At 72.3% G+C, this 20,939-nt stretch carries 13 protein-coding genes; 4 read left to right on the top strand and 9 right to left on the bottom strand.

Features of this window, described 5'->3' with window-relative positions; genetic code table 11:
• Nucleotides 1-4 precede the first annotated feature (4 nt).
• Entirely contained in the window at nt 5-1,327 is a 1,323-nt protein-coding gene (locus tag ACZ4WH_RS03935; RefSeq protein ID WP_468176286.1) for an MFS transporter, read from the bottom strand.
• Nucleotides 1,328-1,454: 127 nt separating this feature from the next.
• On the opposite strand from ACZ4WH_RS03935, the gene ACZ4WH_RS03940 reads away from it, so the two are divergent.
• From ACZ4WH_RS03940 to ACZ4WH_RS03955, 4 genes are all read left to right on the top strand, one after another.
• A complete protein-coding gene (locus tag ACZ4WH_RS03940) occupies nt 1,455-2,156 on the top strand; it encodes a GntR family transcriptional regulator (RefSeq protein ID WP_468176288.1) in 702 nt (233 codons plus the stop codon).
• A gap of 84 nt (nt 2,157-2,240) precedes the next feature.
• Nucleotides 2,241-3,770, top strand: coding sequence for a hypothetical protein (locus ACZ4WH_RS03945; RefSeq protein WP_468176290.1), 1,530 nt, complete (start codon nt 2,241-2,243; stop codon nt 3,768-3,770).
• Between the two features lie 31 nt (nt 3,771-3,801).
• Nucleotides 3,802-4,680 (top strand): hypothetical protein, encoded by an 879-nt coding sequence (locus ACZ4WH_RS03950; protein ID WP_468176291.1) that lies wholly within the window; start codon nt 3,802-3,804, stop codon nt 4,678-4,680.
• Nucleotides 4,681-4,752: 72 nt separating this feature from the next.
• On the top strand, nt 4,753-9,384 hold the full coding sequence (locus tag ACZ4WH_RS03955) for a hypothetical protein (RefSeq protein ID WP_468176293.1): 4,632 nt from the start codon (nt 4,753-4,755) through the stop codon (nt 9,382-9,384).
• 24 nt (nt 9,385-9,408) lie between these two features.
• On the opposite strand, the gene ACZ4WH_RS03960 is transcribed toward ACZ4WH_RS03955, so the two are convergent.
• The 8 genes from ACZ4WH_RS03960 to ACZ4WH_RS03995 all read right to left on the bottom strand — a co-directional run bounded on the left by ACZ4WH_RS03960 (nt 9,409) and on the right by ACZ4WH_RS03995 (nt 20,676).
• Nucleotides 9,409-10,959 (bottom strand): GMC family oxidoreductase, encoded by a 1,551-nt coding sequence (locus ACZ4WH_RS03960; RefSeq protein ID WP_468176295.1) that lies wholly within the window; start codon nt 10,957-10,959, stop codon nt 9,409-9,411.
• Nucleotides 10,960-10,991: 32 nt separating this feature from the next.
• Nucleotides 10,992-12,563, bottom strand: coding sequence for an APC family permease (locus tag ACZ4WH_RS03965; protein ID WP_468176298.1), 1,572 nt, complete (start codon nt 12,561-12,563; stop codon nt 10,992-10,994).
• Nucleotides 12,564-12,582: 19 nt separating this feature from the next.
• The gene (locus ACZ4WH_RS03970; RefSeq protein ID WP_468176300.1) at nt 12,583-14,049 is read right to left on the bottom strand and encodes an aldehyde dehydrogenase family protein; all 1,467 of its coding nucleotides are present in this window, start codon (nt 14,047-14,049) and stop codon (nt 12,583-12,585) included.
• Nucleotides 14,042-15,187, bottom strand: coding sequence for an aromatic ring-hydroxylating oxygenase subunit alpha (locus ACZ4WH_RS03975; protein ID WP_468176302.1), 1,146 nt, complete (start codon nt 15,185-15,187; stop codon nt 14,042-14,044). The genes ACZ4WH_RS03970 and ACZ4WH_RS03975 overlap by 8 nt, the downstream gene beginning before the upstream one ends.
• A gap of 11 nt (nt 15,188-15,198) precedes the next feature.
• Entirely contained in the window at nt 15,199-16,389 is a 1,191-nt protein-coding gene (gene solA / locus ACZ4WH_RS03980) for an N-methyl-L-tryptophan oxidase (protein WP_468176304.1), read from the bottom strand.
• A gap of 9 nt (nt 16,390-16,398) precedes the next feature.
• The gene (locus tag ACZ4WH_RS03985; protein ID WP_468176306.1) at nt 16,399-18,861 is read right to left on the bottom strand and encodes a GcvT family protein; all 2,463 of its coding nucleotides are present in this window, start codon (nt 18,859-18,861) and stop codon (nt 16,399-16,401) included.
• 106 nt (nt 18,862-18,967) lie between these two features.
• Complete coding sequence (locus ACZ4WH_RS03990; RefSeq protein WP_468176308.1) at nt 18,968-19,594, bottom strand: MBL fold metallo-hydrolase; 627 nt, start codon at nt 19,592-19,594, stop codon at nt 18,968-18,970.
• On the bottom strand, nt 19,591-20,676 hold the full coding sequence (locus tag ACZ4WH_RS03995; RefSeq protein ID WP_468176310.1) for an S-(hydroxymethyl)mycothiol dehydrogenase: 1,086 nt from the start codon (nt 20,674-20,676) through the stop codon (nt 19,591-19,593). Before ACZ4WH_RS03995 ends, ACZ4WH_RS03990 begins: the two co-directional genes overlap by 4 nt.
• Nucleotides 20,677-20,939: the final 263 nt, after the last annotated feature.

A 20,939-nucleotide genomic window follows, 5' to 3' on the forward strand; every position in this document is an offset into this window, starting at 1 on the left:
CGCGTCACGCCAGCTCCTTCCCGCGCGTCTCCGGCAGCCCGAGCAGCGCCAGCGCGGCGAGGCCGTAGCCGATCGCGCCGAAGACCAGCGCGCCGCCGACGCCCCAGCTGTCCGCCAGGAAGCCCACCAGGGTCGGGAACACCGCGCCCACCGCGCGGCCCGTGTTGTACGTGAAGCCCTGCCCGGTGCCGCGCACCGCCGTCGGGTACAGCTCGCTCAAGTAGGAGCCGAAGCCGCTGAAGATGGCCGACATGCAGAAGCCGAGCGGGAAACCGAGCACCAGCAGCAGGGTGTTGGCGCCGCTCGGGATGTTCGCGTACGCCAGGATGCACAGGGCGGACAACAGGGCGAACAGCCAGATGTTGTTCCGCCGGCCGAGCCGGTCGGTGAGGTGGCCGCCGGTCAGGTAGCCGAGGAAGGCCCCGGAGATCAGGAAGGTCAGATAGCCGCCGGTGCCGACGACCGACAGACCGCGGTCGGACTTCAGATACGTCGGCACCCAGGTCGCCAGCGTGTAGTAGCCGCCCTGTACGCCCGTGGACAGCAGACTCGCGAAGACCGTGGTGCGCAGCAGGCCCGGGGAGCCGTCCCGGCCGGCCGGCCGGAAGATCGCGGCGAAGGAGCCCCGGCGCGGGTCCTGTTCGCGGGCCGCCGTCGCCGTGGGGGCGTCGTGCACCGTGCGGCGCAGCCAGACCACGAGCAGCGCCGGCAGCGCGCCGGTCCAGAACATCACCCGCCAGGCGAGGTCGTCGTCGGCGAAGGAGAACACCAGCGTGTAGACGACCGCCGCCAGTCCCCAGCCGACCGCCCAGGAGCTCTGGATCGCGCCGAGCGTACGGCCCCGGTGGCGTGCGCTCGCGTACTCGGCGACCAGGATCGCGCCGACGGCCCACTCGCCGCCGAAGCCGAGGCCCTGGAGGGCGCGGAAGACCAGCAGGGTCTCGTAGGTGGGCGCGAAGCCGCAGGCGACGGTGAAGACGGCGTAGGTGATCACCGTGATCATCAGGGCCCGGACGCGGCCCACCCGGTCCGCGATCACGCCCGCGGCGGCGCCGCCGACCGCCGAGACCACCAGCGTGACGGTGGTGAACAGGCCGGTCTGGCCGCTGGTGAGGCCGAAGTACGCCGAGAGCGCCACCATGCTCAGCGGCAGGGTGAAGTAGTCGTACGAATCCAGGGCATATCCGCCGAAAGCGCCAGCGAACGCGCGTCGGCCGCGCGGGCCGAGGGCGTGCAGCCAGGCGAACGCGCCGTCCTCGGCGGTGTGTTCGGCCGGTCCCGGGCGTACGTCGGTGCGCGCGGGCTGGGGCGGTGGGGTCGTGCTCATGGGCACCTCGCAGAAGAGGGACGGAGGGTGCTGGGAAGTGAGCCGTGCGGAGCACCGTAGAGGATCGTTCAACGATCCTTCAATACCCATGTTGTTTCGTTCCGGTGTCTGCGATTGAATTCCGGGCATGGCAGAGCAGCTGACGGGACTGGCCGGTGACCGTGTCCTTCTGGGCCGTACCAGCACCGCGGAGCGGGTTTCGGACATCCTCAGAAGCCGCATCTCCGAGGGCTACTTCCCGCCCGGCACCCGGCTGTCCGAGGACAGCATCGGTGGGGCGCTCGGTGTCTCCCGCAACACCCTGCGCGAGGCGTTCCGGCTGCTCACCCACGAGCGCCTGCTGATCCACGAACTCAACCGCGGTGTGTTCGTCCGGGTCCTGACCGTCGAGGACGTGGAGGACATCTACCGCACGCGCTCCCTCGTCGAGTGCGCCGTCGTCCGGGGGCTGGGCGAACCGCCGTACCGGCTGGGCGGGCTGATCGCGGCGGTCGAGGAGGGCCGTACGGCGGCGGCGGAGAATGACTGGAAAGGGCTGGGTACGGCCAACATCCACTTCCACCGCGAACTGGTCGCCCTCGCCGGCAGCGAACGCACCGACGAGCTGATGCGCAGCGTGTTCGCCGAGCTGCGCCTGGCCTTCCACGTCGTGGACAACCCGCGCCGGCTGCACGAGCCGTACCTCGCCCGCAACGCCCAGATCCTCCAGGCGCTCCAGGCCGGGAACCGGCGCGGCGCGGAACGGCTGCTGGAGACCTATCTCGCGGACTCGCTGGAGCGGGTCGTCGAGGTGTACCGGCGCAGGGTCGGCGAGGAAAGCGCGCCCTAGGCGAACGCCTGGCCCTGGGCGGGCTCGCCCGGCGCGGTGCCTTCGTTTGGGCTGATGTCAGAACCAGGACCTAGTCTGTGCACCGTGACTTCGCCTGCATCGACGGACCGTGTTCCGCCCCAGCTCAGCGCGGGGCCGCGCCCGGCTCCGGGCCCGGCCGCCGACGAGGGGCTGGCGCGTCGGCTGCGCGCGCTCGCCTGCACAGCGCCGCTGCACGACCTGGACGCGCGCAAGGCCAACCTGGCCGGCGAGTACTCGGTGTACGGGATGGCCGAGGTGGCGCTGGCCGCCATCGACCTGGTCACGCTGAACATGGACTTCGACACCGGCGCCGACCACGAGCAGATCGTGGCCCGGCTGATCCCGCGCATCGCCGCCCAGGCCCCGCGCCGGCCCACCGCCGAACACGAGCGCGTGGCCCGCTGGGTCCTGGAGAACCTGATCAACGTCGGCAGCGTGGACCGCGGCTTCCGCGCGGTCTACGGCACGTTCGCGCCGGACGGCACGTACGTCCGCCGTGACTACGACTTCAAGCTGATCGAGGAGGTCCCCGGCCCCGGCGGCACGGTGTACCTGCGGACGACGGACGAGGCGGTCAACGTCCTGGTCGGCGCCCTCGACACCGACGTCACCAGCGCCCAGATCGCCGCCGAGGTCAAGCTGGAGGTGCTGATCAACCGCGGCCGGCTCGCCGACGCCCAGCTCGCCGCCGAGCAGGCACGCTACCGCACGGTCCAGTACTCCGAGACGCTCCGCCGGGCCCTGGAGGCCACCCGGCGCAACGTCCGCGCGGTCGACTGGCTCAACGCCGTCCCCGACATGATCGCCGAGGCGCTGGACCACGTGGCCGAGCGGTACCGCCACGAGAACGCGATCCTGACCAACATCCGCAAGGCCCGCGACGAGACCGAGGACCCCGAACACAAGCGCCGCGCCGCCGAACTGGTCGACATCGTCAAGGACTGCATCCGGCGCCACACCCAGCTCCAGTCGCGCCTGCTGGAGGCGGGCCCGCTGTTCCGCGCCGAACAGGACCGGCAGGCCTTCGCCACGCCGGCGACGGCGTCCGGGATCGACCTCTACGGCCATCTCGTCGCCCCCGTCCTGCCGCTGCCCCTGGAGCAGGCGATCCGGGTCACCGACGCCTTCTTCGCGCGCGGCACGGGACTGCGCACGCCGGTGTCCGTCCGGGTCGGGGACCTCGTGGACATACTCCTGACCCCGCCCGTGGAGCGGGAGCACCTGGGCGCGGAGATGCCCGAGCCGGATCTGATCGCGACGCCGGACGACAGCCGGTTCAGCGAGGAACAGCTGGCCGCGGCGATGGAACTGCTGGATCTGCCGGCAGACGCCCCGAGGAGACTGTCCGGGCTGCTGGCCGAGGCCCGGCGGACCGGTGACCCCGACCTCGCGTATCTGGTGGCGCTGTTGGCGGTCCACGCGGCCAGCCCGGCCGTCGGCACCGCCTACCGGCAGGGCGAGGAGAAGCTGCTGTTCGCCGTGGACGACGGGACCGAGCTGGACGATCCCGAGTTCGGCGGGGCGGACCTGATCGTGGGCACCGCCCTCCTCGACGCGGCGGGGATGGCCGCGGACCGGACGGAAGCAGCATGAGTGGACAAGAGCACGACAAGGAGCCGAACCCGTGACCGAGCACGTCGACCGGAGTGAACCCGAGCCTGCCGCCGCACCGGCGGGCTCCGCCGTCACCCCCGCCGACGCCGCCGACGCGGCGCGGCTCGTCGCCTTCGGGCTCCAGCCCAAGCTGGCGCCCGCACGCGACCAGGAGTACACCGAGCTGCTGCGCCGCCACCGCGACGACCCGGCGTTCGCCCGGCTCGCCGACGCCGTCGCCGCCGGTCTGGGACTCGTCGTGCTGGAGGTGTCCCCGCGCGCGGGGATGGCCGTGACCGCCGCCGAGGACTCGGTGTTCGCCGTCCGCATGGGGGACTACGCGCGTCGCACCGCCGCCGACTCCGGCGACCGCTTCCTGCACGGACTCGCCCATCTCGCGGTCGCCGCGCTGGCGTTCCCGCGCCCGGAGGACCTGGCCGACGACTCCTACATCGGCCGGGTCACCGTCAACGGCGTCGACGCCTTCGTCCGGCAGGCCTGCCGCCGCCTGGAGGAGCGCGCCGAGGAGCAGGGCCAGAACACCGACCCGGCGACCGACGCGCCCGGACTGGAGGCGGCCTGGCGGATCTGGGCCAGACGCAGCGCCACCGGCGCCACCAAGGACGCCCGCCGGCCGGCCGCCTCCACCACCGGCATCGTGGCGAAGGCCATGGCCTTCCTCACCGACTCGGGCTTCCTCCAGCGCACCGGCGACGACAACGGCGGCACGTACCGCACCACGGCCCGCTATCAGCTCCAGGTCCGCGACATGGCCGGCAGCTCCGCCCTGGCCGAACTGCTGGAGCTGGGCATCGTCCCGGTCACCGACGGCGCGGCCACCCTGCTGCCCGCCCAGGACACCGACGACCTGGACCTGGTGCCCGACGCCGGACTGCCGTTCCACTCCTGACGCGCTGAAGCTCCCGTAGCTCCAGACCCTCCTGAACCACCGCACCTTTCACCAGACTTACGAGAGTCCGCCATGTACGAGCTGTCCCGGGTCCGCCTCTACTCCATCGGTCCCGCCGGTGCGCGCTACGCCGACACCGTGCTCGACCTGCGGGGTGTCGGCGAGCCCGTGCCCGACCCGGCGCCCACGCAGGTGGAGTTCTTCGAGGAGGAGCCGTCCGGACCGCCGCGCCGGCCCGCGCCCGCGGGCGTGCTGTTCCTGGAGAACGGCGGCGGCAAGTCCGTCCTGCTCAAGCTGATCTTCTCGGTGATGCTGCCGGGCCACCGCAACACCCTCGGCGGCGCCAGCTCCGGCGTGCTGCGCAAGTTCCTGCTCGCCGACGACTGCGGTCATGTGGCCCTGGAGTGGCAGCATGTGCTGACCGGCGAGTGCGTGGTCGTCGGCAAGGTCAGCGAGTGGCGCGGCCGGCAGGTCTCCAACGACCCGCGCAAGTTCGCCGAGGCCTGGTACTCCTTCCGGCCCGGCCCCGGCCTCAGCCTGGACAACCTGCCCGTCGCCGAGTCCACCGCCGTACGGCCGCCCGCCGAGGGCACCTCCGGCGCGCACGGCCGCCGCCGCACCATGAAGGGCTTCCGCGACGCCCTCATGGAGGCCGGCAAGGTCTACCCGCACCTGGAGGTGCACTGGGAGGAGATCCACGAGCGCTGGACCGAGCACCTCGGCGACCTCGGCCTCGACCCCGAACTCTTCCGCTACCAGCGCGAGATGAACGCCGACGAGGGCGAGGCGGCCGGCCTCTTCGCCGTCAAGAAGGACTCCGACTTCACCGACCTGCTGCTGCGCGCCGTCACCGACACCCGCGACACCGACGGCCTCGCCGACCTCGTCAGCGGCTTCGGCAACAAGCTCGGCCGGCGCGCCGAGCTGATCGCCGAACGGGACTTCACCGCCGGCTCGGTCGACCTGCTCGGCCGGATCGTGGAGGCCGCCGAGGCGCGTTCACGCGCGCGTGACATCCACGCGGGCGCCGAGCGCCGCACCCGGACACTGGCCCGGCGGCTGTCCGCGCGGGCCGTGCGAGAGCGGGTCCGGGCCGCCGACCTCGCCCAGCGGGTCACGGCCGCCGCGTACGCCGTCACGCACTCCGAGGGCGCCCGCGAGCGCAGCGCCCTCATCGCCGCCGAACTCGCCTACCGGCACGCCTCCCTGGCGCTGGCCGCCGCCGAGAAGTCCGCCGCCGCGCAAAAACGCGAGCTGGCCGACGCCCGCACCCTGCACTCCGCCTGGCAGGCCGCCGAGGCGGTGCTGCGCCACCGGGCCGCCGCCGACCGCGTCGCCCGCGTGTCCGCCGCCATCCAGGAGGCCGAGCGGGACGCCGCCCCCGCGCTCGCCGCCCGCGCCAAGGCCGCCGTGGACCTCGTACGGGCCCTGCACACCGCCGCCGAGAGCGCCGAGGCCCTCGCCAACGAGGAGGAGGAGCGCTCCGCGGCGCTCCAGGACGTCAGCGACTCCGCCTACCGGGACTCCACCGCCGCCGCCACCGAGGCGCAGCGGGCCCGCAGCGAGGCCGGGCACCTGCGCCAGCGCCTCGCCGAGGTCGAGCAGGAGACCGCTGAGGCCGTTCGCGCGGGCTGGCTGGACGACAGCGCCCCGGACGCCGACCCGGCGCGGGCCGCGCTCGCCGCCAGCGACGCCGAGAAGACCGCCGTGGCCGCCTGGGACGCGGCCCGCGAGGCCGCCCGCAAGGCCACCGAGCACGCGCGTGAGGCGGCCTCCGCCGAGTCCCGCGCGGAGCTGACGGCGGCCCGCGCGGCGGACGCGGCGACCGCCGCCGAGCGCGCCCACGAGGCCGAGCGGCGCCTCGCCGAGTCGCTGGCCGCCGAGGAACGGCTCGCGGAACTGCTGAGCCTGCCGGGCGCGTCCGTGACGGCACGGGTGCCCGCCCCCCGGACGGAGGAAGCCGACAGCAGGCGCGCACCGGCCGCCGACGCCGCCCCCAGCGCTCTCACCCCCGAGGAACTCGACCGCTTCGCCGACGAGTTGCGCGAACTCCTCGACGACGCCGTGTCCACCGCCGAACGGCACCTGTTCGACCTGCGTACGGCCGCCGCCGACGACGCCCGCATCCTCGGCGCCCTCGGTGACGGCGGGCTGCTGCCACCCGGCCCGGACGTGCTGGCCACCGTCGAGTTCCTCGGCGAACACGGCATCCCGGCGCTGCCCGGCTGGCGCTACCTGGCACAGGCCGTCGACCCCGCCGACCACGCGCGTGTGCTCGCCGCCCGCCCCGAACTGGTCGACGGCGTGATCATCACCGACCCCGACACGCACGCGCGTGCCCGTGAGGCCCTCGGTGACGCCGCCCTGCTGCCCCGCTCCGCCGTGGCCGTCGGTACCGCCGCCGCGCTGCTCGCCCCGCCGCCCGCCGTAGGCAGCACCTCCGGTGACGTGTTCCTCGTGCCGCCGAACCCGGCCATGCACGACGAGCACGCGGCCGACGAGGAACGTCAGGCACTGCGCGCGCGGGCCACCGCACGCGACGAGGAGATCCGCGCCCTAGCCGCCCGCCTCGGCAAGGACCGTGAACTGGCCGCGCGGCTCGCCTCCTGGCGCACCGGATGCCCCGCCGGGCGCCTCACCGAGCTGGCCCGGGCCGCCGAGGAGGCCCGCGCCTTCGCCGAGGAGGCCGAGGCGGAACTCGCCGAGGCACGTGCCGTGCGCGCGGAGGCCGACGAGTCCGCCGCCGAGGCCGCCCAGCTCCGCGACGAGCGGCAGGAGGCCGCGCAGAAGGCCCGCCGCGCCGCCGACGCCCTCGCCGGCCTCGCCTTCCGGCTCCGCGAGCGCGCCGGCTGGCAGGCGAAACTGCGTGAACTCGCCGACGAGGCCGCCGAGTCCGAGGCCCGCGCGCAGACCTGCCTGGACCGCGCCCGCGCCGCCGACGAGGACCGCCGCGCCGCCCAGCGCGCCGCCGACGACGCCCGCCGCACCGCCCGCGCCCTGCGCGCCGAGCGCGCCGAGATCGCCGGCGCCCCCGACGACGTACCCGTCGAGGACTCTGACGCCCCGAAGGCGTCCCTGCCCGCCCTCCGCGAGGCCTACCGGGCCGCCTCCCAGGTGTACGAGAAGGTCGGCGTCGGCGCCGACCTGCGCGCCGAGCAGGCCCGCGCGGAGAGCGACGAGAGCGCCGCCCGCGCCGAACTGGACCGGCTCAGCAACAAGGTCCGTACCCGCGCCGAGCAACTGCTCCAGTCGCCCGACGGCGCCGACGGGCCCTCCCGGCAGGCCGCCGCCGCGCGCGCGGAGGAACTGGTGCAGCTCCTGGAGACCCGTATGTCGACCGCGAGCGAGCAACTCGGCCGGCTGCGCGGCGAGGCCGAGCGGCACGCGCCCGAGGACGGCGAGGCGCACACCGAGCTGCCCGAGGAACTCGTCCCGCGCGACGCCGAGCACGCCCAGGCGCTGCTGCGCACCGCCACGGCCGAACTCGCCGCCCGCACCGACGCCCTGGCCGAGGCCCGCGAGGCCCACGCGGAGCTGCTGGACGCCCACCGCGCCGCCGAGGACGCGGCCGGCGGCTTCGACGAGATCGCCGCCATGCTCCGCGACCTGCTGCGCGAGCACACCCCCGAGGACGATCAGGAGGAGCCGGAGCCGTACCCCGGCACCCTGGAGGAGGCCCGGCACTCCGCCGCCGAGGCCCGCCGTTCGCTGCGGGGCTGCGCCGCCGACCTGTCCGCCGCCGAGGCGGCCGTGCGCGAGGCGAGCGACGTCCTCGTCCGGCACGCCAACTCCACGCGCTACGAGCAGGTCCGCACCCCCGCCCGGCAGCAGATCCGCGAACTGCCCGCCTCCGCGCTGCCCGAGCACGCCCAGAAGTGGGCGGACGCCTTCGCGCCCCGGCTGCGCGTCCTGACGGACGAGCTGGCCCAGCTGGAGCGCAACCGCGACTCGATCGTGGACCGGCTGCGCGGACTCGTGGAGTCGGCGCTCGCCACCCTGCGCTCCGCCCAGCGGCTCTCCCGGCTGCCGGAGGGGCTCGGCGAGTGGTCCGGCCAGGAGTTCCTGCGCATCCGCTTCGAGGAGCCCGACCACGCCACGCTCACCGAACGGCTCGGCGAGGTCATCGACGAGGCCACGCGCGCTGCCGTCAAGAAGAACTCCGACCTGCGCCGCGACGGCATGTCCCTGCTGCTGCGCGGCGTCGCGGCGGCCCTGCAACCGAAGGGCGTGGCCGTCGAGATCCTCAAGCCCGACGCCGTCCTGCGCGCCGAGCGCGTGCCCGTCGGCCAGATGGGCGACGTCTTCTCCGGCGGTCAGCTGCTCACGGCGGCCATCGCCCTGTACTGCACGATGGCCGCGCTGCGCTCGAACGACCGGGGCCGGGACAAGCACCGGCACGCGGGCACGCTGTTCCTGGACAACCCGATCGGCCGCGCCAACGCGACCTATCTGCTCGAACTCCAGCGAGCGGTGTCCGACGCGCTGGGCGTCCAGCTGCTCTACACCACCGGCCTGTTCGACACGACCGCCCTCGCCGAGTTCCCGCTGGTCATCCGCCTGCGCAACGACGCCGACCTGCGGGCGGGCCTGAAGTACATCAGCGTGGAGGAACACCTCCGGCCCGGGCTGCCCCAGCAGCCCCAGGCCGGGGAGGCGGTGCACAGCGAGATCACGGCGACGAGGATGTACAAGAAGCCGGCTTGATCAATGGGTTGACCGATCCATTGATCAAGCATCCTCCTTGATCAGGTCGGCACACTTCTCGCCGATCACCATCGTCGTGATGCACGGGTTGACGGCGATCAGGTCGGGCATCACCGACCCGTCGGCGACCCGCAGCCCCTCGACCCCCTTGACCCGCAGCCGCGCGTCGAGCGGGGCCGAGGGGTCGTCGTCGGCGCCCATCTTCACGGTGCACGACGGGTGGTAGACGGTGTTGTGCGTCTTGTGGATGTAGTCCAGCAACTCGTCGTCCGTGCGGACGTCCGGCCCCGGCGCCAGCTCGGCGCCCGCCCAGCCGCTCAGCGCCGGCTGGGCTGCGATGCGCCGGGCCAGCTTCAGGCCGTACGTCATCACCCGCACATCGTGCTCGTGCGTGAAGTACCGCGGGTCCACCTTCGGCTTGTCCCGGTAGTCCCGCGTCCGCAGCCGTACCGTGCCGCGCGACTTCGCCTTCGTCACGTTGGGGGTCAGGCAGAAGGCGTTCTCCGAGGTCGGGTAGCCCCAGCGCGCGGTGTTCATGTCGAACGGCACGGACCCGTAGTGGAACATCAGATCGGGTCGGTCCAGGCCGGGCTCGGTGTCGTAGAAGACGCCCGCCTCCCACCACTGGCTGGACGTGGTGGTCATCGGCTGCCTCGCCTCCCACATGATCACGCCCTCGGGGTGGTCCTGGAGGTTCTCGCCGACGCCCGGGGAGTCCACGACCACCTCGACGCCGACCTCGCGCAGATGCCCGGCGGGGCCGATGCCGGACAGCATCAGCAGCTTGGGGGAGTCGATCGAGCCGCAGGAGACGATCACCTCGCGCCGGGCCCGTACCGTGCGCGTGTGCACCAGGTCGGGGTCCAGGTACTCGGCGCCCACGCACCGCCGCCCCTCCAGCACCAGCTTCTTGGCCCGCACCCCGGTCCGGACGTCCAGATTCGGACGTTTGCCGAGGACGGGGTGGAGATAGGCGACGGACGAGGACTGGCGGATGTTGTTCTCGTCGGAGTTGATCTGGAACCAGTTGGCCCCGCGCACCACCGTCTTCCCGGTGTTGAACGGGACCGTCGGTATGCCGGCCTGCGCACATGCCTCCAGGAGGGCGGCGCCGCACGGGTCCCCGCCCTTCAGCGTGCGCAGTTTCACCGGGCCGGTGCGGCCGTGGTGGTCGCCGGGCGCGTCGTTGTTCTCCATCCGCCGGTACAGCGGGAACAGGTCGGCCGCGCTCCAGCCCGTACAGCCCTGGGCCGCCCAGTCGTCCAGGTCCTCCGCGGGCGCCCAGAAGGCGATACAGGAGTTGTGCGACGAGCAGCCGCCCAGCACCTTCGCGCGCGCGTGCCGCATAAAACTGTTGCCGCTGGCCTGCGGCTCGACCGGGTAGTCCCAGTCGTATCCGGACTCCAGCAGCCCCATCCAGCGCTCCAGTTTGAGGACGTCGCCGTCGCCGACGTCGCTGGGGCCCGCCTCCAGCACGCACACCGTCACCGAGGGGTCCTCGGAGAGCCGGGCGGCCACGACATTGCCCGCGGTGCCGCCACCGACCACGACGTAGTCGAACTCATCAATGCTCATGTGACCTCCTGGTCAGCCGGAATCGGGCGGGATCACTCGGCCGCGGGGGCGGTGAGGAGAGGGGCCGGGGCGGCTGCCGAGGCGTCCAGGCGGTGCTCGGCGAGGACGCCGGTGCGGTGCCGTTGGACGAACCAGTAGTAGGCGAAGCCGCCGCCCGCGATGACCGCGACGAAGAGGACCGCGCCCCAGCGCAGGTACCAGTGGTACGGCGCGGACGCGTTGTAGACCGCGGCGCGCGGCCAGATCAGGTTGACCGTCATCGCCGCGCCCCAGAGCACCGCGACGATGTTGACGAGCAGTCCCCAGCGGCCCAGCGAGAACCTGCCCTCGCCCGCGGGCTGCCACCTGCCGCGCAGCCGGGCCACCAGCATCGGCCCGGTGACGCCCAGGTAGGCGAGGTAGATCATGATGATGCCGATGCTGGTGACGACCGTGAAGATCTGCGGCTGGCGGATGTTGACCACGAGGATCGCCAGCGCCAGCACGCCGATGATCACGGCCGGCAGGACCGGGGTCTGGAAACGCGGGCTGACCCTGGCCATCAGCGAGGACGCGGGCAGGTTGTTGTCCCGGGCCATCGCGAACGCCAGCCGGATCGCCGCCGTGTGCACGGCCAGCGCGCACACCGTGACCGCGATCAGTACGCACCACAGCATCGCCTTGCCCGCCGTCGGACCGAGCACGTCGAGCACGACGTACTGGAGGCCGTCGGTGGACAGCTTGTCGCCCTTGAGGCTGGAGACGCTCATGAGCGCCAGCAGCAGCACCAGGCCGCCCAGGACGAACGAGGCGACGATCGCGCGGATGATCGCGCGCGGGGCGTTCCGGGACGGGTCCAGGCACTCCTCGCCGAGCGAGGAGGCCGTGTCGAAGCCGTACATGACGTACGCGGACGCCAGCGAGGCCACCAGGAAGGCGCCGAGGTAACCCGTTGAGTAACCCGATCCCGTGTGGTTCGTCTGCATGACGACTTGAGGACCACGGGTGATGTGGACGGCGAAGAGGATGATCAATACAACGGTCGCGATCAACTCGATGAAGACGCCCGCCGTGTTGATCATGGCCATCAACTTGACGCCGAACGCGTTGACCAGCGTCGTGAACAGGATCAACACGGCCGCGAGGACGACCGCGTTGGTCGCCACGTCGTACCGGCCCGTGCCGTCCCCGACGAACTGGAACACGGAGGAGATCTGCGGCAGCGTCAGCTGATAGGCCAGCGCGACCGCCGAGATGGACACGATGGACGCGATCAACATCATCCACCCGGCGAGCCAGCCGAGATGCGGATTGCCGATCTTCTTCGACCAGTTGTAGACCGAGCCGGCCACCGGATAACGGGCGGCCAGTTCGGCGAAGCACAGGGCCACCATGAACTGGCCGACGAACACCATCGGCCACGACCACCAGTAGGCGGGGCCGCCGCTGCCGTAGCCGAAGTAGAACAGCTGGAAGGTGCCGGTAAGGATCGAGATGTAGCTGATCCCGGCGGCGAAGGTGTGGAAGTGGCCGAGGGTGCGCCTGAGTTCTGGCTTGTAGCCGAACTCGGCGAGTTCGGTGTCGTCGTGGTGGTGCGGGCCTGGCGATTGCTCGGTGGACGTCATGAGCGGACTCCTCTGGCTGTCAGTCGAACCAGCCCTGCCGTACCGGCGCGGTGTTGCGCCAGATGTGCTTCGTCTCGCGGTACTCGGCGAGCCCCGCCGGTCCGAGTTCGCGCCCGAACCCGGACTGCTTGTAACCACCCCACTCGGCCTGCGGCACGTACGGGTGGTAGTCGTTGATCCAGACCGTGCCGAGCCGCAGCCGCCCCGCGACCCGCGCGGCCCGGGCCTCGTCGCCGGTCCACACGGCGCCCGCGAGGCCGTAGACCGTGTCGTCGGCGAGCCGGACGGCCTCCTCCTCGCCGGCGAACCGTTCGACGGTCAGCACCGGCCCGAAGGACTCCTCCTGGACGACCGACATGGTGCTCGTGCACTCGTCCAGGACGGTCGGCAGGTAGTAGAAGCCCTCGTCGTAGCCGGGGCCGGCGGGCCGGGCGCCGCCGCAGCGCAGCACCGCCCCCTCCGCGAGCCCCCGCGCGACATAGGCCTCGACCTCGGCCCGGTGTGCCGCCGAGATCAGCGGCCCGGTCCGCGCCCGTTCGTCGAACGGCCCGCCGAGCCGGATCAGCCGCGCCCGCCGTACGACCTCGTCCACGAACCGGTCGTGCAGCGCGTCCTCGACCAGCAGCCGGGCCCCGGCGGAACACACCTGCCCGGAGTGCAGGAAGACGGCGGTCAGCGCCATGTCGACCGCCGCCTCGAAGTCGGCGTCCGCGAAGACGATGTTGGGGTTCTTCCCGCCGAGTTCGAGCGCGACCTTCTTCACCGTGCCGGCCGCCGCCGCCATCAGCCGGCGGCCGGTCTGTAGACCGCCGGTGAAGGAGACCAGGTCGACGTCCGGATGGTCGCCCAGCGGGGCGCCCGCCTCCGGACCGGCGCCCAGCACCAGATTGGCCACGCCCGGCGGCAGCCCCGCCTCCGCCAGCAGCCGGACCAGGTGGATCGCGGTGTGCGGGGTCAGCTCGCTCGGCTTCAGCACGAAGGTGTTGCCGGCCGCGAGCGCGGGGGCGACCTTCCACGCGGTCTGCAACAGCGGGTAGTTCCAGGGCGTGATGAGGGCGCAGACGCCGACCGGCTCGTACACCACCCGGCTGTCGACGTCCGGCCGCCCGGTGTCGATCACCCGGCCGGTCTCGCTCGCGACCAGCCGCCCGAAGTAGCGGAAGCAGTTGACGACATCGTCCATGTCGTACGCGCTCTCCACCAGCCGCTTGCCCGTGTCCAGGGACTCGGCGCGGGCCAGGGCGTCCTTGTCCCGGGCGAGGAGACCGGCGACCCGCAGGAGCAGGTCACCGCGCTCGGCGGCCGGTGTGTGCGGCCAGGGGCCGGTGTCGAAGGCCCGCCTCGCCGCCGCGACGGCCTCCACGGTGTCCTTGCCGCCGGCCTCGTCCACGACCCCGACCAGGGAACCGTCGGCGGGACAGCGGATCTCCCGGGTGCGCTCGTCCAGGGCGCCCCGCCACTCACCGTCGATGAACAGGTCAGGCATGGGAGTCCCCCAGCCGCTCCAGGAGCCACTCGTGGAAGATCCCGATGTGGTGCTCGTTCGGGACCAGCACCCCGCCGGTGCGGTACGCGCGCGAGGACATCGCCGGCTGAGTGCGCTCGCAGGCCTCGAAGTCCTGGACGTTGACGCGGTGGAACAGCTCCACGGACTTCGACACGTCCGCGCCCGAGGCCACCACCTCCGGTGCGTACAGCCAGTCGCACTCCACCACCGTGCGGTCCTCGGCCAGCGGGAACATGCGGTGCAGGATCACGTGGTCGGGGACGAGGTTGACGAACACGGTCGGCTTGACCGTGATCGCGTAGTAGCGGCGGTCCTGGTCGGCGGTGACCTCGGGGAGCTTGCCGAAGCCCGCGCTGCCGTCCACCGTGAAGCCCCTGATCTCCTCGCCGAACTCGGCGCCGTGGCCCACGTAGTACTGGGCCGCGTAGCCGTCGGCGAACTCCGGGAGCACCTCGGTGAGTTCGGGGTGGATCGTCGCGCAGTGGTAGCACTCCATGAAGTTCTCGACGATCAGTTTCCAGTTGGCCCGCACGTCGTAGGTGACGCGCTTGCCGAGGGCGAGCCTCTCGGTTCCGTAGTGCTCGATGGCGGCGGCGTCGCCGAGGCGTTCCACGGCCGCGTACGTCACCGTGTCCTTGAAGGAGGGCGGCTCGTCGGAAAGGCACACCCAGGCGTAGCCCAGCCACTCGCGCAGAGCCACCTTGATCAACCCGTACTCGACTCGATCAACGTCGGGCATCTTGATCAAGTTGGGTGCGGCGATCAACTTGCCGTCAAGGTCGTACGTCCATGCGTGATACGGGCATTGCAGATTGCGCCGCACCTCGCCGGACTCCTCGGTGCACAGCCGCGCCCCGCGATGCCGGCACACATTGAGGAAGGCACGCAGCTCGCCGGTGCGGGTCCGGGTGATGAGGACGTTCTCGCGGCCCACCTGAACCGTGCGGAAGGCGCCCGGCCTGTCCAGGTCGGCGGAGCGGACAGCGCAGAACCACAGGGACTCGAAGATCTTCTCCTGCTCCTGCCGGAAGATCTCCGGGTTGGTGTAGTAGTGACCCGGCAGCGTCGCGATGAGGCTCGGGGAGACCGGGCTCGGGGAGATCGGGGTCGTCGTCACGGGCGGGCTCCTCAGGCGGGCGCGGCGGCTGTGGGGGTCCCCCCGCTCGACCGAGGTCGGGAGTGGGGGCGGGCGGGGTCGAACAGGCCGATGGGATGCGCGGTGGAACCGGTCAGCGCCAGGTCGGCCAGGATCTCGCCGACGACCGGTACGAACTTGAACCCGTGCCCGGAGAAACCGCAGGCGACGGTCACCGACTCGGGGTGCGCGGGGTGGCGGGCGAGCACGAAGTGTTCGTCCGGGGTGTTGGAGTACATGCAGGTGGCGGCCTTGAGGAAGGTGCCGGGCAGGTCCGGGACGCAGCGGGACATGTGGTCCGCCATGGCCCGGATCTCGTCCTCGTGGACCGTCCGGTCGATGGTCTCCGGAGCCGTCACCCGCCCCTTCCGGAAGAAGGCGACCTTGGCGCCCAGGTCCGGGCCGTCGATGGCCGGGAAGCCGTAGACCTGGACACCGGCCGCGTCCTCCCAGATGTAGACCGGGTGGTTCTCGGGGCGGAACGGCTCGGTGCCGCCCCTCGGCTGGAACCAGTACATGACCTGCCGCTCGATGGTGAACGGCACCCCGAGGTCGGTGAGCAGCTGCGGCGCCCAGGCACCGGGGCAGATCACCAGTTGCCCGGCCGTGTAGGTGTTCTCGGCAGTATGGACGCGCACGCCGTCCCGGTACGGTTCCCAGCGCAGCACCGGTTCCTCGTAGTGCAGGTCGGCGCCCTGCCGGGTGGCCAGCTGGAGGTGCGCGGCGACCATGTTCTCGGGCCGGACCAGGCCCGCCTTCTCCTCGTACAGGGCGACTTCGTCGTCGTACGGGTTGAGCGTGGGAAAGCGGCGGCGGATCTCCTTCGCGTCCAGCATCTCGTGGGGCAGGTCCCACTCGGTGGCCGAGCGCAGTGCGCCGGAGACGGTCCGGGACTTTGGCGGACCGACCATCACGCCGCCCGACAGGATCGCGATGTCCCGGCCGGTGGCCCGTTCCAGCTCCTCGTACAGCTCGTAGGCGCGCAGCAGCAGCGGCACGTACGCCGGGTCCTCGAAGTACGACTGCCGGGTGACGCGCGAACCGCCGTGGCTGGAACCGCGGTTGTGGACCGGGCCGAACTTCTCCAGGCCCAGGACGCGGGCGCCGCGCGCGGACAGGTGGTGGGCGGCGGCGCTGCCCATGCCGCCGAGTCCGATGACGATGACGTCGTAAGACGGTGACACGGTCGCCTCCTAGCGGCGGATGCGGGTCATCTTCGGGTCGAACAGCGGCTCGTCGGCGACGGTCGCCGGGACCTTCTCGCCGAAGTACTCGATGTGCACGCCGTTGCCGGTGGCGAGGCCGGCCGGCATCCAGGCGTAGGCGACACAGCGGCCCAGCGTGTAGCCGTACGACGCGCTGGTCACGTAACCGGCCGGGGCGCCGTCGACATGAACCGGTTCCTTGCCGAGGACCACGACGGCGGGGTCGTCCAGCAGGAGCGGGGTGAGCCGGCGGGAGGGGTCTCCGGCCCGCTGGAGCGCAGCCTTGCCGACGAACTCCTCCTTGTCCATGCGGACGGCGAAGCCGAGGCCCGCCTCGAAGGGGGTGTGCTCGTCGGTCATGTCGGTTCCCCAGGCCCGGTAACCCTTCTCCAGCCGAAGCGAGTTGAAGGCGGAACGGCCCGCCGCGATCACCCCCAGCTCCTGCCCGGCCTCCCACAGCGTGTCCCAGAGCCTGAGGCCCAGGTCGGCTGTGGTGTACAGCTCCCAGCCCAGCTCGCCTACGTAGCTCAGGCGCATCGCCGTCACCGGCACGTGTCCGAGGTACGTCTGCTTCGCCCGGAAGTAGCCGAAGCCCTCGTGGGAGAAGTCGTCGCCGGTCAGGGGCTGGACGAGGGCGCGGGCGAGGGGGCCCCAGACGCCGATGCAGCAGGTGCCGGAGGTGATGTCGCGGATCTGGATGTCGCCGGGGGCGTGGCGGAGGAGCCAGTCGAGGTCGGCGGGGGAGTTGGCGCCGACCTGGAAGCGGTCGGGGGCGAGACGGGCGACCGTGAGATCGGAGCGGATGCCTCCGGTCTCGTCCAGGAGCAGGGTGTACGTGACCGCGCCGGGCTTCTTGCGGAGGTTGTTGCTGGTCATGCGGTCGAGGAAGGCGAGGGCGCCGGGACCGGTGACCTCCAGGCGGCGCAGCGGGGTCATGTCGTACAGGGCGACCTTCTCGCGGGTGGCCTTCGCCTCGGCGGCGGCGATGGGGGACCAGTAGCGGGCCGACCAGGCGTCGCGCTCGGGCAGGTCACCGAGGGCGTCCACGAGCGGGGCGTTCGCCTCGTACCAGTGCGGGCGCTCCCAGCCGGTGCCCTCGAGGAAGAACGCGCCGAGCTGCTGCTGGCGGGCGTAGAAGGGGCTGACGCGCAGCGGACGCGGCTGTTCCATCGGCTGAAGGGGGTGGAGAACGTCGTACACCTCGACGAACTGCTGTGAGCCCCGTTCGCGGACGTACGACGGTGAACGCTGCGCTTCCTCGAACCGCGTGAGGTCGCACTCGTGCACGTCGGCGGACGGCCGCCCGTCCACCATCCACTCGGCCACCGCCTTGGCGACACCAGCGGAGTGGGTCACCCAGACCGCCTCGGCCAGCCAGAAGCCCCGCAGCCGCCGCGCCTCCCCGAGCACCGGCATGCCGTCCGGCGTGAAGGAGAAGATCCCGTTGAACCCGGTCTCGATCTCGGACTCCCGCAGCGCGGGCAGCAACCGCCGGCAGTCCTCCCAGCTCGGCGCCCAGTCCTCGGTGGTGAACGGGTACGAGGACGGCATCTCCATGTCCCGGGCGCGCGCCTCGTCGTACGCCGGGACCGTCGACGGATCCACCGGCATCGGCCGGTGCGCGTACGAGCCGATCCCGATGCGGTCGGCGTGCTCGCGGAAGTACAGGTCGCGGTCCTGGAAGCGGAGGATGGGCCGTGTGGCCTCGGCCGTGGCGCCGCGCAGCTCGGGCAGCGGCCCGGTCTTCGCGTACTGGTGCGCGAGGGGCTGGAGCGGTACGTCGATCCCGGCCATGCGGCCGATCACCGGGCCCCAGAAACCGGCCGCCGAGACGACGTGGTCGGCCGGGAAGGCGCCCCGGTCGGTGACGACCGCCGTGACCCGGCCGTCCTGCTGCTCGATCCCGGTCACCGTGTGCCGGTCCAGGAAGCGGGCGCCGCGTGCGGTGGCACGGTCCATCTGGGCCCGGGCCGCGAGGAGGGCCCGGGCCAGGCCGTCGTCCGGGGTGTGGAAGCCGCCGAGGACCACCGACTCGTCCAGCAGCGGCCAGAGTTCCTTGCACCGGGCCGTGTTGACGACCTCGCCCCGGATGCCCCAGGAGGCGGCGTAACCGGCCCGGCGGTGCAGCTCGGCCAGCCGTTCGGGGGTGGTGGCCAGCTCCAGGCCGCCGACCTGGTCGAAGCAGGAGACGCCGTCGACTTCCAGGGCGCGGAACTTCTCGACGGTGTACCGGGCGAACTCGGCGAGGGTCTTGGACGGGCTGGTCTGGAAGACGAGCCCGGGGGCGTGGGAAGTGGAGCCGCCCGGGGCGGGCAGGGGGCCCTGTTCGAGGACGGTGACGTCCGTCCAGCCACGGGCGGTCAGCTCGTCGGCGAGGGAGCAGCCGACGATGCCGGCGCCGATGACGACGACACGGGGTCCCTGGGACCGGGTTGCGGGGGTGCTGGACATGCCCCTCCTTGTGGTGGCGGGGATGGCGGGTGCGGGTCCTTGAGGTGGCCGGCAGACAGGTACGGGGGAGTGCGCTTGGGGCCGGGGCGGCGGTGCTGCCGGGGACTCAGGCGGCGGGGAGGCTGGGCCGCTCGGCGGCGATCGTCGTGTCCTGGCCGTGGCCGGTGTGGACGACGGTGTCACCCGGCAGGGCCAGCAGCCGCGCGCGGATGGACGCCTCGATGGCCGGGCGGTCGGAGTAGGAGCGGCCGGTGGCGCCGGGTCCGCCGTGGAAGAGCGTGTCGCCGGTGAAGACTGCGCTCAGGAAGGGGGCGTGGAGCGAGCAGCTGCCCCAGGTGTGGCCCGGGGTGTGGATCACGTGCAGCTCGATGCCGGCCACCGTGAGGATCCGGCCGTCGGTCAGCTCGCCGTCCGGCTTGCGGCCGGGGTGGGTGAGCGACCACAGCTCGGTGTCGTCGGGGTGCAGGAGTACGGGCGCGCCGGTCAGGACGGAGAGCGCCGGCGCCGCGTCGACGTGGTCGTCGTGGGCGTGCGTGCAGACGATGGCGGTGACCCGGCGGCCGGCGGTGGCGCGGTGGATCGCCTCGGCGTCGTGCGCGGCGTCCACCACGAGCACCTCCTCGTCGTCGCCGACCAGCCAGACGTTGTTGTCGACGTCGAACGTCTCACCGTCCAGGCCGAAGGTCCCGGAGGTGACGACCCGCTCGACGCGTACGGCCCCGCGCACGCTCACGGGACCACCACCGAGCGCAGCACCTCACCGCGGTGCATCCTGCCGAAGGCCTCCTCCACCTGGTCCAGGGCGATCGTCTCGGACACGAACGCGTTGAGGTCGAGCAGGCCGTACAGGTACTGGTCGATCAGGAACGGGAAGTCCCGGCTCGGCAGACAGTCGCCGTACCAGGAGGGCTTGATGGCGCCGCCGCGCGAGAAGACGTCGATCAGCGGGAGTTCGACCTTCATCTCGGGGGCGGGGACACCGACCTGGACCAGCAGGCCCGCGTGGTCACGCATGTAGAAGGCCTGGAGGAAGGTCTCCGGGCGGCCGACCGCGTCGATCGCGATGTCCACGCCGTGGCCGTCGGTCAGCTCCCGGACGGCCTCGACCGGGTCGGTGCCCCGGGAGTTGACGGTGTGCGTGGCGCCGAACTTCTCCGCCTGGTCCAGCTTCTTGTCGTCGATGTCGACGGCGATCACCTTCATGGCGCCGTTCAGGCAGGCGCCCGCGATGGCCGCGTTGCCGACGCCGCCGCAGCCGATGACGGCGACCGAGTCGCCCCGGCCGACGTTGCCGGTGTTGACCGCCGCGCCGTACCCGGCCATCACCCCGCAGCCGATGAGACCGGCCGCCTCGGGCCGCGCGGCCGGGTCGATCTTCACTGCCTGGCCCGCCGCGACCAGCGTCTTCTCGGCGAAGGCACCGATGCCGAGCGCGCTGCTGAGCGGGGTGCCGTCCAGCAGCGTCATGGGCTGTGCGGCGTTGCGGGAGTCGAAGCAGTACCAGGGCCGGCCACGGCGGCAGGAACGGCAGCTGCCGCACGGCGCCCGCCAGGCCAGTACGACGTAGTCGCCCGGCTTCAGATCGGTGACGCCGGGGCCCACGGCCTCGATCGTGCCGGCCGCCTCGTGGCCCAGCAGGAACGGGAAGTCGTCGGTGATCGCGCCCTCGCGGTAGTGGAGGTCCGTGTGGCACACCCCGCAGGCCTGCACGTCGACGAGCACCTCACCGGGCCCCGGATCGGGGACGACGATCGTCCGCACCTCCACGGGTGCGCCCTTCTTCACAGCGACTACGGCACGGACCTCGTGTGGCACGACAAGCTCCTCTGCTGTTGCGCATTGCACGATGGGTTGCGCGATGGGGAACATATTGAGAACGGCGTCACGGGGCCGTCAAGAGGTGCGCGTTAACCCTTGGCAAAAGGAACCTGTGGGGCGAAACCTGTCGGACACACGACGGCGGGGGGGGGGGGGGGGGGCGGGGGCGTGGGGGGGGGTGGGGGGGTGGGGGGGGGGGGGGGGTGGGGGGGGGGGGGGGTGGGGGGGGGTGGGAAAAACACACCCCCCACCCAAAGAAA

This window comes from Streptomyces sp. NPDC029138 (assembly GCF_055564375.1).